The sequence below is a fragment of the Polynucleobacter yangtzensis genome (assembly GCF_001595965.1).
Taxonomy (GTDB): Bacteria; Pseudomonadota; Gammaproteobacteria; order Burkholderiales; family Burkholderiaceae; genus Polynucleobacter; species Polynucleobacter yangtzensis.
In genome coordinates this window covers 71,179-84,057 of the sequence record NZ_LOJI01000035.1, presented here as the reverse complement: position 1 = coordinate 84,057, position 12,879 = coordinate 71,179, and the positions used below count along the sequence as shown (strand labels likewise).

General features: G+C 46.0%; 12 protein-coding genes. 2 read left to right on the top strand and 10 right to left on the bottom strand.

All coding sequences use genetic code 11. The annotated features are described in order from the left end of the window. Window positions 1-4: 4 nt before the first annotated feature. From phaC to JaK3_RS07210, 3 genes are all read right to left on the bottom strand, one after another. A complete protein-coding gene (phaC, locus tag JaK3_RS07220) occupies window positions 5-1,642 on the bottom strand; it encodes a class I poly(R)-hydroxyalkanoic acid synthase (RefSeq protein WP_068322795.1) in 1,638 nt (545 codons plus the stop codon). A 116-nt stretch (window positions 1,643-1,758) separates the two neighbouring features. Then, entirely contained in the window at window positions 1,759-2,520 is a 762-nt protein-coding gene (gene pgeF, locus JaK3_RS07215) for a peptidoglycan editing factor PgeF (RefSeq protein ID WP_068322792.1), read from the bottom strand. Continuing rightward, on the bottom strand, window positions 2,517-3,557 hold the full coding sequence (locus JaK3_RS07210) for an RluA family pseudouridine synthase (RefSeq protein ID WP_205627520.1): 1,041 nt from the start codon (window positions 3,555-3,557) through the stop codon (window positions 2,517-2,519). Before JaK3_RS07210 ends, pgeF begins: the two co-directional genes overlap by 4 nt. A 101-nt stretch (window positions 3,558-3,658) precedes the next feature. Between JaK3_RS07210 and JaK3_RS07205 the strand changes: the two genes are divergently transcribed. Beyond that, complete coding sequence (locus JaK3_RS07205) at window positions 3,659-4,465, top strand: outer membrane protein assembly factor BamD (protein WP_240480912.1); 807 nt, start codon at window positions 3,659-3,661, stop codon at window positions 4,463-4,465. A gap of 50 nt (window positions 4,466-4,515) precedes the next feature. Here JaK3_RS07205 and alr read toward each other — a convergent pair whose 3' ends face one another. Next, window positions 4,516-5,607: an alanine racemase gene (alr, locus tag JaK3_RS07200; RefSeq protein ID WP_068323685.1), complete on the bottom strand. Its 1,092-nt coding sequence runs from the start codon at window positions 5,605-5,607 to the stop codon at window positions 4,516-4,518. 74 nt (window positions 5,608-5,681) lie between these two features. On the opposite strand from alr, the gene lplT reads away from it, so the two are divergent. Then, on the top strand, window positions 5,682-7,001 hold the full coding sequence (gene lplT / locus JaK3_RS07195; protein WP_068322784.1) for a lysophospholipid transporter LplT: 1,320 nt from the start codon (window positions 5,682-5,684) through the stop codon (window positions 6,999-7,001). Window positions 7,002-7,022: 21 nt separating this feature from the next. Here lplT and JaK3_RS07190 read toward each other — a convergent pair whose 3' ends face one another. From JaK3_RS07190 to JaK3_RS07165, 6 genes are read right to left on the bottom strand one after another with little or no spacing between them, the layout of a single operon-like run. Then, entirely contained in the window at window positions 7,023-7,544 is a 522-nt protein-coding gene (locus tag JaK3_RS07190) for a uracil-DNA glycosylase family protein (RefSeq protein ID WP_068322781.1), read from the bottom strand. Next, the gene (gene rimI, locus JaK3_RS07185; protein ID WP_068322778.1) at window positions 7,541-8,071 is read right to left on the bottom strand and encodes a ribosomal protein S18-alanine N-acetyltransferase; all 531 of its coding nucleotides are present in this window, start codon (window positions 8,069-8,071) and stop codon (window positions 7,541-7,543) included. The genes JaK3_RS07190 and rimI overlap by 4 nt, the downstream gene beginning before the upstream one ends. Further along, entirely contained in the window at window positions 8,071-8,775 is a 705-nt protein-coding gene (gene tsaB, locus JaK3_RS07180) for a tRNA (adenosine(37)-N6)-threonylcarbamoyltransferase complex dimerization subunit type 1 TsaB (protein ID WP_068322775.1), read from the bottom strand. Before tsaB ends, rimI begins: the two co-directional genes overlap by 1 nt. A 33-nt stretch (window positions 8,776-8,808) precedes the next feature. Beyond that, window positions 8,809-9,276 (bottom strand): VOC family protein, encoded by a 468-nt coding sequence (locus JaK3_RS07175; protein ID WP_068322772.1) that lies wholly within the window; start codon window positions 9,274-9,276, stop codon window positions 8,809-8,811. A gap of 14 nt (window positions 9,277-9,290) precedes the next feature. Then, window positions 9,291-11,315: an acetyl-CoA carboxylase biotin carboxylase subunit gene (accC, locus tag JaK3_RS07170; protein WP_205627519.1), complete on the bottom strand. Its 2,025-nt coding sequence runs from the start codon at window positions 11,313-11,315 to the stop codon at window positions 9,291-9,293. A 27-nt stretch (window positions 11,316-11,342) separates the two neighbouring features. After that, window positions 11,343-12,875 carry an acyl-CoA carboxylase subunit beta gene (locus JaK3_RS07165; RefSeq protein ID WP_068323682.1) on the bottom strand — a complete coding sequence of 511 codons (1,533 nt, stop codon included), beginning with the start codon at window positions 12,873-12,875 and terminating at the stop codon, window positions 11,343-11,345. Window positions 12,876-12,879 lie beyond the last annotated feature (4 nt).

The window sequence follows — 12,879 nt, the reverse complement described above, 5'->3', positions numbered from 1 at the left end:
TTAATTATTTATCGAGTTCCGGCGTTGCTTTTTCTTTGACATACACACCAGGCGCTGCTTCCATTTTTTTGTACTTGGCATTACCAAAGGTAACGCTTGCTGATTTCTTCTCGCCACCAAATTGTTCAAGCCATTTGGTGTAATCAGGCCACCAGCTTCCAGGAATTTGTTTGGCGCCCTCTAGCCACTCTGCTGCTGTAGGCGCAAGCTTATTGTTTTCAAAGTAATAGCGCTTGTTTTTTGCTGGCGGATTAATTACACCGGCAATGTGTCCTGAAGCACCTAAAACAAATCGGTTTTTGCCTTTAAGAATATGAGTGGATTCATAAGCTGATTGCCAAGGAACAATATGATCCTCTTGTGACGCATATAAATATGCTGGGCACTTAATTTTGCCGAGATCAATCTTCTCGCCACAAATTTTGACTTTGCCTGGTTTTACCAAATCATTTTGCAAATAAGTGTGACGCAAATACCAGCAATACATTGCACCAGGCAAGTTTGTTGAATCGCCATTCCAATAAAGCAAATCAAATGGTGGCGGCGAATTTCCTTTCAGATAATTCTCTACAACGTAATTCCACACCAAATCATTGGGGCGCAAGAAAGAGAAGGTATTGCCCAAGTCTAAGCCAGACATCATGCCGTACTTGCCGCCCTTGCCGCCGATGGTGTTCTCACGCATCTCGACCATGCCTTCATCAATAAAGACATCCAGAATGCCTGTATTGGTGAAATCTAATAAGGTAGTAAATAGGGTCAAGCTAGCAGCCGGATGCTCATCGCGCGCCGCCAACACCGCCAATGCGGAGGTGGTTAAGGTGCCTCCAACACAGAATCCCAAGATATTGATTTGTTTGGTGTCGCCAATATCTTTAACTACGTCAATCGCTTTAATGACGCCCTTACCAACATAGTCATCCCAGCTGACCTCAGCCATGGAAGCATCTGGATTTTTCCAAGACACCAAGAACACGGTGTGACCCTGGCTCACCATATGTCGAACTACCGAATTGTCTGGTTGCAAATCGAGAATGTAGTATTTATTAATGCAAGGGGGCACCATTAAATAGGGGCGCTCAAATACTTGCTCAGTTAATGGTGTGTATTGAATTAATTCAAAGAGATCATTGCGGAACACCACATAACCTTCGGTTGTGGCAATATTTTTTCCAACCTCAAAGGCAGACTCGTCCGTTTGAGAGACCTTGCCTTTTTTCATATCCCCCAATAAGTTCACAATCCCTTTTTGAATGGACTGACCTTGGGAGCTGATGATGCTCTCCAGAACTTCTGGGTTGGTAGCAATAAAGTTGGATGGTGAAAGCGCATCAATCATCTGCTCAGTTGTGAACAGAATTTTCTGTTTGGACTTTTCGTCGGTTTCCACGGCTTTAGCTAAAGCCATTAAATGCTTAGAGTTCAGCAAGTAAGTTGCGGCAATGACTTTGCTCCATGAGGAGTGCCATGCCTTTCCTGCAAAACGACGATCTTTAACTTCAATCGCTTCAGGATTGGTTGCGATGTGCGCTAGTTCCGTGAAATATTCTTTTTGAATTTCAGATAAACGCTCTGGCGGAATTAGCGCCATATGATGCGGCGCCAAAGAAGGCGTTGCACCGGTATTCATGCCTGCAAACATAATAGTCTCTTCAATTAGTTAGAGACATTCTCCGCCCATAAGCACTATAGAGTTATACGCAATAACCCTAGCCCTAGAGAGAATCTAGTAGTTACCCTCATAGAATGATGTGTTAATTATTTTGCTATCCAGATAGCAGAAGCAAATCTGCCTGTTTCACCATCACGTCGGTATGAGAAAAACTGCTCACTATCTCTCACAGTGCAGTATTCACCGCCGAATATTGATGTCACTCCACAGGCTTCCAGACGATCGCCAGCCAAACGATAAATATCAGCTAAAAATTTTCCAGATTTACCAGCAATAGGCTGAAATGCCTCCTCTGAAAAAGGTAACCCAGAATCTCTAAACGCCTTTACAACATCTTCGCCCACTTCAAATGACTCTGGCCCTATTGCAGGACCGAGCCAGACTAGCAAATCAGATGCCGAGCTTTCTTTAGATAGGCGAAGCATTTCAGCGACGGTGTTTTCCAAAACTCCAGCGCAAAGCCCTCTCCATCCTGCATGGGCTGCACCAACAACAGTTCCTTTTGAATTAGTAAACAACGCTGGCAAACAATCCGCAGTCATGATCACCAGGACCTCGTTCGCGATATTAGTGACTGATGCATCAGCATCGATCACATCGCCAGATTTTGTTTTACGTGTTTCAGGGGTGCTTACTACCGTGCTGTGTGTTTGCTTTAGCCACAAAGGCTTATTAGGCAGGGTCTTGGTGAAGATTGCCCTATTTGCCAATACGTTTTCAATATGGTCGCCGACATGATCGCCCAAGTTTAAAGATTCAAAGGGAGATGCACTCACCCCACCAGTTCGCGTACTAACTTGCGCTTTTACAGAAGCTGGCACTTGCCACTGAGGGTTTATTAGGCTCATGTTTGTGATTCATTTTGTATAGAGGCTAGGACCACAGCCTCTTTGGGAAGCACTTCATCGTCCATCTCTAATTGAGGCAACAAATCTAATATGTCCTGTGGTGGTAGTCGAAACCAAGTCATCAATTCGTTTTTCACTGGATGCTGAAGACTCAATGCAAAAGCATGCAAGGCCTGACGACTAAATTGAATATCTTTTGCTACTCCTGGTGTCTTTTTCCGATAGACGGGATCGCCCACCAATGGAAATCCTAGTGACTCTAGGTGAACTCGAATTTGATGAGTACGTCCAGTTTCTAGTCGGCACTCCAACAGAGTGACCGGGGACCCCTTTACAAGCCCTTTGGATAAACGACGAAACAAAGTAGCCGCGGGCTTACCTTGCGGGCTGCCTGCAGCCATTTTGAGGCGATCCCGTTGATCACGACCAACGGAAGCCAAAACCTTCCCTTGACTTGGCGCATCCCCCCAAACCCAAGCTAAATAGCGACGCCCTACTGTTCTATCTTGCAATTGGCGCACTAAGGAGGTTTGCGCTTGTGATGTTCTTGCCACCACCATCAAGCCTGACGTGTCTTTATCTAAACGATGAACAATGCCTGCCCTAGGAAGCATTTTTAGCTCAGGATAGTGAAAAAGGAGTCCATTTAGCAAAGTGCCGGACCAGTTCCCAGCAGCTGGGTGAACCACTAAACCAGGCGGTTTATTAACCACAATAATGTCTTCATCCTCATAAACCACATCTAGAGGGATATTTTCTGGGCTAAATGCAAATTGCTCAGGCATTTCCTGTGGAAACACCTTAATACTCTCACCACCCCTAAGGAGATAGCGGGCTTTGGTGACCTTTCCATCGACCATAACCGCCCCAGCCTCAACCCAAGCCTTGAGACGATTTCGCGAATAATCTGGCAAAGAGCCCGCCAGTACCTTGTCCAAGCGCTCGCCAGCCATCTCCAAAGGTATTTCTAAGGAGATGAAATCCTCATCATCGATATAATCAATGGGATTCGATTCAGGAGTTTGCGGCAATGCCACGCTTAGAGAGCCTTTCAGTTATGTCCGACGTAATATCAGACGCCAGTTTAAGGCTTGCTGGGAATTCTTCCACACAAAAGAAGAGTCGCAATTTAAGCAGCATGCCCATCGCCCTACTTTCAGCCTTACTTTTTGCCTTAACGCTCTTAAGTGGATGCGCAGGTAGTGACGGCAATAAAGACGATACCGATATCTGGTCAGAGGCAAAACTTTATTCAGAAGCTACAGATAAGTTAAACGACGCTGACTTTGCTAAGTGTGGAAAATACTTTGAAAAGCTTGAAGCTCGCTTCCCATTTGGACCTTATTCTCAACAAGCGCAAATTAATGCGGCTTATTGCTATTGGAAAGCTCAGGAACAAACTCAAGCTCTCGTAGCTATTGATCGCTTTATTAAATTGCACCAAGGTAGTCCGAGCCTCGATTACGCTTACTACTTAAAAGGTCTCATTACCTTTAATGATGACTTGGGATGGCTGGGTAAATTTACCGGACAAGATCTCAGCGAACGTGATCCTAAAGCAGCTAAAGAAGCTTTTGAATCGTTCAAGGTAGTTGTTGAGCGCTTCCCTAATAGCAAATATGCGCCAGATGCCTTGGATCGTATGCGCTATATCGTGAACTCTCTAGCTGAAGCAGATGTCATCGTAGCGCGTTATTACTACCAACGTGGCGCCTATCTGGCTGCTGCTAATCGCGCTCAATTGGTCATTCGAGATTATGACCGCGCACCCGCTGTCGAAGAGGCGCTTTATATTTTGACTAAGTCATACGAAAAACTTGGCATGACGCAATTAAGTAACGACTCTGCACGTGTATTTAAGCTGAACTTCCCTGATAGTGAGATGATGCTAACGGGGCAACGCGTTAAAAAAGAGCGTAGATGGTGGCAGTTCTGGAATAAGTAATTTATTTGTATTAACTTACATAGCAAAAATCCTCCGTACTGGAGGATTTTTTATTTAATGGCTACAGGCACTCTTGGCGCTACGGCACAGAGTAATTCGTAGCCTATCGTGTCACTCATTTGCGCAACATCATCCACCGGTACTTTGTCTCCCCAAAGCTGAACAGCGGTGCCAATCCTTGCATTAGGTGCCTTGCGCAAATCAATCGCCAACATGTCCATAGAAACTCTTCCCACCAAAGGACAAACAACGCCTTCATTGCCTTGGGCAACCCAAACTGGTGTGCCATCTTTGGCATGACGCGGATATCCATCTGCATAACCACAAGCTACGATACCTACACGCATTGCTGCCGTTGCTTCATAGCGACCACCATAACCAATGCGATCACCCTTTTGTAGGTCCTGAATATCAATAATTTCACTATGTAACTGCATAACCGCTTGTAGATTGGCATGCTTAATATCGGCATGCAGACCAGTTGGTGATGCACCATAAAGCATGATGCCGGGACGAACCCAATCACCCAATGCATTTCGATGCCACAAAATAGCTGCAGAATTGGCCAGTGAAGTAGAGCCTTCCAACCCTTCAATAGTTTGGTTAAACAACTCTTGCTGAGCGCCAACTGTCGGAGATTGATCAATCTGATCCGCATTAGCAAAATGAGTCATGTGGTGCATCTGATAGCCAGCAGCATGCAAACGGTGAAATGCCATTCTGTAAGCATCTGACTTGAACCCCAAACGGTTCATGCCAGTATTCATTTTGAGAAAGACATTAAATGGCTTATGGTTTTTGGCTTTAAAGCGCTCAAGCCACTCAACTTGGGCTTCGCAATGAACCACTAAGTCGCAGGCCAGCTCTTGCGCAAGACTGAGCTCGTTTTCATGAAAAAAGCCCTCTAAAAGCAGTATTCGGCCCTTCCAGCCATGTTGACGCAACCATGCCGCATCTTGAATATCCAATAGAGCAAAGCCATCTGTAGAGGCAAGACCTTTTAGGGCAGCATCAAAGCAATGGCCGTAGGCACGTGCCTTAATAACCGACCAGATTTTGGACTCGGGCGCCAATTCTCGAACTCGGTTTAAATTATGCTGAAAGGCGGCAGTATGAATAGATGCCAAAATTGGCCTATTAATCAGGCCGTTAGCTGAATCACCCATAATCACCCCTCCTTTCATGTTTTAATTGTAGTAATGACTAGATTGTACGAATGAACCGTAGCTTTTACATCATTATGGCGGCGCAATTTTTTTCGTCGCTTGCTGATAATGCTCTCCTGATAGCGGCTATCGCCCTCCTGGCCCAGCTCCATGCTCCGGCCTGGATGACTCCTTTGCTCAAATTGTTCTTTGTGCTGTCCTACGTCCTCTTAGCAGCCTTTGTTGGCGCCTTTGCTGATTCCCGCCCTAAGGGCAACGTCATGTTCATTACCAACACGATTAAGTTCGTCGGTTGCGTGGCCATGCTCTTTGGAAGCCACCCTTTGCTCTCATATGCCATTGTTGGCTTGGGGGCAGCTGCATACTCACCTGCAAAGTACGGAATTTTGACTGAACTGCTTCCGCCTGAAAAATTGGTTGCCGCCAACGGCTGGATCGAAGGATTAACAGTTGGATCCATTATTTTGGGCACGGTTTTGGGCGGCGTTCTGATTAGCACCACAGTCTCCCAAAGTCTGCTTGCCTTGGATATGCCGACTTTTGAAACTGGCATTGATACACCGGCTGAATCAGCAATCATGATCATCATGATGATTTATGTTGTGGCAGCACTTATCAACTTAAAGATTCCAGATACTGGCGCACGTTACGTTTCTCAAAAGACAAATCCAATTGAATTGATTAAAGATTTCGCCATTTGCTTTAAAACACTTTGGAATGATCGCCTTGGTCAAATCTCCTTAGCTGTCACCACTTTATTCTGGGGTGCCGGAGCTACTCTGCAATTTATTGTGATTAAGTGGGCACAAGTAGCTCTTCATATGAATTTATCTCAGGGCGCCATTTTGCAAGCTATCTCAGCTGTGGGCGTAGCTGGTGGTGCCGTCTATGCCGCATGGCGTATTCCTTTGCGCAAATCCTTGAACGTATTGCCTTACGGCATTGCGATGGGCTTAGTGGTCTGCGTGATGGCAGTCTACAACTCTGATTTATTACCCAATACGAGCATTTTTAGCTTCGGTAAGTTTGAAGTTACCCTCAATTTATTACCGGCTTATATGTTACTAGTTCTGGTGGGCTGGCTAGCGGGTTACTTTGTAGTGCCAATGAACGCACTACTGCAACATCGCGGACATGTACTCATGTCCGCAGGCCACTCTATTGCTGTGCAGAACTTCAATGAAAATATTTCTGTGCTGATGATGCTATTGATCTACTCACTACTCATTTGGTTGGATGTGCCCATTCAAATAGTGATCGTTGGATTTGGTGTAGCTGTGAGTTTGATTATGTGGCTAGTTATCAAACGTCACGCCAGAAACCAAGCGGAGTATGACTCCATGCATCTTATCGGCGAGCATAAGCACTAAGCTTATCCACGGCAGTCTTCTTTAGATGTTTTGCAGCACTGATCGAGCCATTAACAAATCCTGCCAAAGCATGGCCTTCTCTTTAGGTTTTGTTAGTACTTGATTTAACTCAAAAGAAGCAATTACCGGAATTTCTTCATCATTACCCATATTTAGTGCAAGCACCGTTTCGCGCAACTGTGGCAGCGGATCTCTTTCGCCAGTAATCTTTTGAGCAACTGGCCCACCAAATGCGATCGCAACAACTGGCGATCCAGGATTTTCAAGCTGACCTAATTTTTCCGAGGGATTCTTCCAAGACCACTCATTCTTGGCTAAACCCAGAACTCGTATGAGGTTTTGAAACAGAATTTTGGCATCGCCCTGGGGTTCATTCCCAAAAAACCACCACATACCATTGCCCACCCTTGGCGAGGATTGCGCCTCCTGTGGAGCGGCCTGAGAACTTGCTACAACAAAGGCTTCAGGCTGCGCTTGAATTGCATCACGAGATGTCCACTCGGTGATGCCCATTTCTTTTAAGAAGCTTGAATTATTGCTCATACCTCTAGCTTAATCGATTTAGCCAATACAAGAGCGTCTTCTCGTCCACCAGTTTCTGGGCTTGCAGGGTAATAATTCTTACGAATACCAATTTGCTCGTAACCCAATTTTTGATAAAGGGCTAATGCAGCTTCATTGGTTGGCCTTACTTCAAGAATAATTCGCGGCATCATCTGCTGAAAAGCTACGCCCTCAATAGCAGCCATCATTCTTTGTCCCAGACCTAACTTACGTAAATGCGGGGAAACAGTGATGTTGAGGAGATGTAATTCATCTACAGCAGGAAACAAGATGCAATATGCCCATAGAACTGCCGGATCCAAATAGGACCCCTTCACCACTTGATCTGCTTGCGGTCGAATGCAATAAGCCCAATGACCCGCTGCGAGAGAATCAGAAAAGTTGCCTTTTGTCCAAGGATGAACATGAGAGACAGATTCGATCTTCAGGACATCATCTAAGTCAGCTTGCTGCATTGGCAAAAAGGAAAGCTCCGCCACACCTTTGGCTGTTGTGAGATCCGACATTACCTCTTAACCTCTTCTCGTTCAGCGGTAGTAAATGCCACCTTATCTCGCACATAGAGGGGCTCTAGTTGTCGAACTTCGCAATGCACCCCGTCTTGCAGGGACTGCTGCGCACATTTCAAAATACCCAATGCGGAAATAGAGATATCTGGATCGATTAGGCCTGTGAATTGCGGTAAGCGTTGGCTATAGGCATTTAAAGCGCTACCAGCCAGAAATTGCACTCCTTCTAAATTCAGATCTTCTGGCTTGGTCAGGTGAATATCACCAATACGATTTGGCAAGCGTCTGTCTTGAATATCGTAAGAAGCCCAATAGACCTCTTCCATCCGGGCATCAATCGCAATCATCAAGCGCTGAGGTTGAGAGGATTGGAGCGCTGCTGAATCTAAAAGTTGGGCGGCGATAGCATCAAGGCTGCATACCGGCACTACAGATATGTTTTGCGATACAGCCAAGCCCTGCACTGCGGCTACCCCCAAACGTACGCCAGTAAACGCACCAGGGCCGATACATACAGCAATCGCATCAAGGTCTTTCAGGGAAGATTTTGCATCACTTAAGAGCGACTCTATCCATGGCAACAACAATTGACTGGCACCAGCTGTGACAGTCTCATGCCTGAATTGCACTGCCTGACCCTCTAACGATAAAGCCACCGAACACCAAGCTGAGGAGGTGTCGATGGCTAATATATTTGCCAATTTAAATCCCGTTAATTTGCTTACTAGTCCAAATTATGAACTTAATCCTGCAATCACTTCTGGAGGGGCCTGAACTAGCTCAATAAGCACTCCTTCACCACTAATTGGAAACTCGTCATTTCCTTTTGGGTGTACAAAGGTAATGTCATAGCCCGCTGCACCCTTGCGAATGCCGCCAGGTGCAAAACGTAGGCCATTCGCGGTAAGCCACTCAACAGCTTTAGGCAGGTCATCGACCCACAAACCAATGTGATTTAGGGGTGTTTGATGAACTGCCGGCTTCTTTTCAATATCAAATGGCTGCATGAGGTCAACCTCAATCTCATGCGCACCTTTACCGATGGCACAGATATCTTCATCCACGTTTTCACGCTCAGAGACAAAAGTGCTCTTGTATTCAAAGCCCAACATATCAACCCATAATTTCTTGAGTCGATCCTTGTTCTCACCACCAATGGCGATTTGCTGAATGCCTAAAATTTTGAATGGCTTAGCGCTCATAGTCGTCAACCTTTTTATTCGAAGCGAATGATCAATTGATCAACCGCCAAGCTATCACCCTCTTTAGCGCAAATTTCAGCAACCACACCATCTTGAACAGCCGATAGTGTGTTTTCCATTTTCATCGCTTCGATGGAGGCTAATTTCTGACCAGCAGTAACTACCTCACCCACTTTAACGGCAATCTTTGTTAATAACCCTGGCATTGGAGACATCACCAATTTGGAAGTATCTGGCGGTAACTTAACTGGCATACGACGCTGGAGCTCGGCTCCTAATGGACTTAACACCATGCACTCGTAATGAACGCCATCAAGAATCAACACATAACGCACGCCGCGACGTTCAACTTGCGCAGTGATTTTGTGAGTGCCGTTAATAGTTGCGTGTAGACAAATTTGACCTGGACGCCATTCACTTACGATGTCATAACGACTTACACCATCTGCATCTTCGATATAGACGGAATAAACACCATCCTTAAGCTCAACCCGAATAGGCACCTCATAAGGATCATTCATGGATCCCGCTTTTTTGCCGGTAACAACTACAAATTTCTTACCAATGATCATTTCATGGCCGGCTAATTGACCATCAATCATCTGTATGTGTTCGAGATAGCGGTAGCGCATAAATGCAGCTAATGCAGCCAGGCGCTTAGGATCAGCAGGCTGTACTGAATCCTTCTTAAAGCCTTCTGGATACTCTTCTGCAATAAAGCCAGTGGTAAAGTCGCCATTTACAAAGCGCGGATGCTGCAGCAATGCAGCCTGAAAAGGAATGTTTGAATGAATTCCGCGAATGACAAAATCATTCAGTGCGGCACGCATTTTTTCAATTGCCTCTGTGCGATCCTTGCCATGAACGATCAACTTAGCGATCATGGAGTCGTAGTACATCGGAATCTCACCACCCTCATACACGCCAGTATCCACACGGACACCATTCACTGACTCTGGTGGACGGTATTTAACGAGGCGGCCTGTTGAAGGCAGGAAGTTGCGGAATGGGTCGTCGGCATTAATACGGCACTCCATCGACCAACCGTCAAGCTTCACATCTTCCTGTTTAAAGGCCAGCTTCTCACCAGCGGCAACACGAATCATTTGCTCAACTAAATCAAGACCAGTGATGCTTTCGGTAACTGGATGCTCAACTTGCAAGCGGGTATTCATTTCGAGGAAGTAGAATGACTTATCCTTGCCGACCACAAACTCCACAGTGCCTGCAGATTGGTAATTAACGGCTTTAGCTAACGCAACCGCTTGTTCACCCATCGCTTTACGAGTAGCAGGATCGATAAAAGGAGACGGCGCCTCTTCTATTACCTTTTGATGACGACGTTGGATTGAGCAATCACGCTCATTGAGGTAAACCACATTGCCATGAGAGTCGCCCAAAACCTGAATCTCAATATGGCGTGGGCCTTCTACAAACTTCTCAATGAAGATACGGTCATCACCAAAGCTATTCATCGCCTCTGTTTTACAGGCAGCAAAACCTTCGGCGGCTTCTTTGTCATTAAAAGCAACACGCAGACCTTTACCACCTCCACCTGCAGAGGCTTTAATCATTACCGGATATCCGATACCTTGGGCAATCTTCACGGCCTCTTCATTAGTATCAATCGCCTCGTTGTAACCAGGAATGGTATTGACCTTCGCTTCTAGAGCGAGCTTCTTAGAGGCGATCTTGTCACCCATTGCGGCAATAGACTGATACTTAGGACCGATAAATACAATGCCCTCTTCCTCACAACGCTTAGCAAACTGCTCGTTTTCAGACAAGAAGCCATAGCCAGGATGTACGGCTTCAGCGCCAGTATCTTTACAGGCCTGAATAATGCGATCCATCACCAGATAGGATTCACGTGAAGGTGCTGGCCCAATACATACAGCCTCATCGGCCAACTGCACGTGACGCGCCTCTTTATCCGCTTCAGAATAAACAGCAACAGTCTTAATGCCCATCTTCTTGGCAGTAGCCATGACACGGCAAGCAATCTCACCGCGGTTAGCAATCAAAATTTTCTTAAACATTTTCGTAGTCATAATTTGTCAGCGCCTTTACAGAGGAATATTGCCGTGTTTACGCGCAGGATTCTTCAAGTCTTTGTCTTTAAGCATTGCTAGTGAACGAGCAATCCGCTTACGAGTCTCATGCGGCAAAATGACATCGTCAATATAGCCACGACGACCCGCTACAAACGGGTTAGCAAACTTAGATTTGTACTCAGCTTCACGAGCTGTAATTTTTGCAGGATCGGATTTCTCTTCACGGAAAATAATTTCAACAGCGCCTTTAGGGCCCATCACAGCGATCTCAGCTGAAGGCCAAGCGAAATTCACGTCGCCGCGTAGATGCTTAGAGGCCATCACGTCGTAAGCACCACCGTAGGCCTTACGTGTAATCAAGGTTACTTTAGGTACCGTGCAATCTGCGTACGCATAGAGTAATTTCGCACCATGCTTAATGATGCCGCCGTATTCTTGTGCGGTTCCTGGCATAAAGCCTGGAACATCAACCAAAGTAACCACTGGAATATTGAAGGCATCACAAAAGCGCACAAAACGCGCTGCCTTAATAGAGGCCTTAATGTCTAAACAGCCAGCCAATACCAAAGGCTGATTGGCAACAATACCAATTGAGCGTCCTTCAATACGGGCAAAGCCAATCACAATATTTTTTGCGTAGTCAGGCTGCAATTCAAAGAACTCGCCATCATCAACGATCTTCTCAATCAACTCCTTCATATCGTAAGGTTGATTTGGATTTGATGGCACTAATGTATCTAAGGAGAAATCTGGCTCTTCGGTGCGATTAGCACCCTTAATCAAAGGTGGCTTCTCGCGGTTAGAGAGCGGCAAGTAGTTAAAGAAGCGACGCAGCATCATGATTGCATCGACATCATTATCAAAAGCTAGATCACATACGCCTGAAACTGTTGAGTGAGTTACAGCACCACCTAATTCTTCGGCAGTGACGTCTTCATGGGTAACAGTCTTAACCACTTCAGGACCAGTCACGAACATGTATGAACTATCTTTGACCATGAAAATGAAGTCGGTCAAGGCTGGAGAGTAAACCGCGCCACCAGCTGATGGACCCATGATCAAGGAAATCTGTGGAATCACGCCAGACGCAGTAACGTTGCGCTGGAAAATTTCAGCATAGCCTCCAAGGGATGCAACACCCTCCTGAATACGTGCGCCACCAGAGTCATTCAAACCAATAACTGGCGCTCCAACTTTAAGAGCTTGATCCATGATTTTGCAGATCTTTTCAGCATGAGCTTCAGACAAGGAGCCGCCAAGCACGGTGAAGTCTTGAGAAAACACAAATACCAAGCGGCCATTAATCATTCCATAACCGGTAACAACGCCATCGCCAGGAACGGTTTGATCACCCATGCCAAAATCATGGCAACGGTGCTCAACAAACATATCCCACTCTTCGAATGTGCCAGCATCCAGCAAGAGCTCAATACGCTCGCGCGCAGTTAATTTGCCCTTAGAATGCTGAGCCTGAATACGCTTTTGCCCGCCACCCAATCGGGCAAGCTCACGCTTGGCTTCCAGTTGTTGAATGATTTCCTTCATTTCC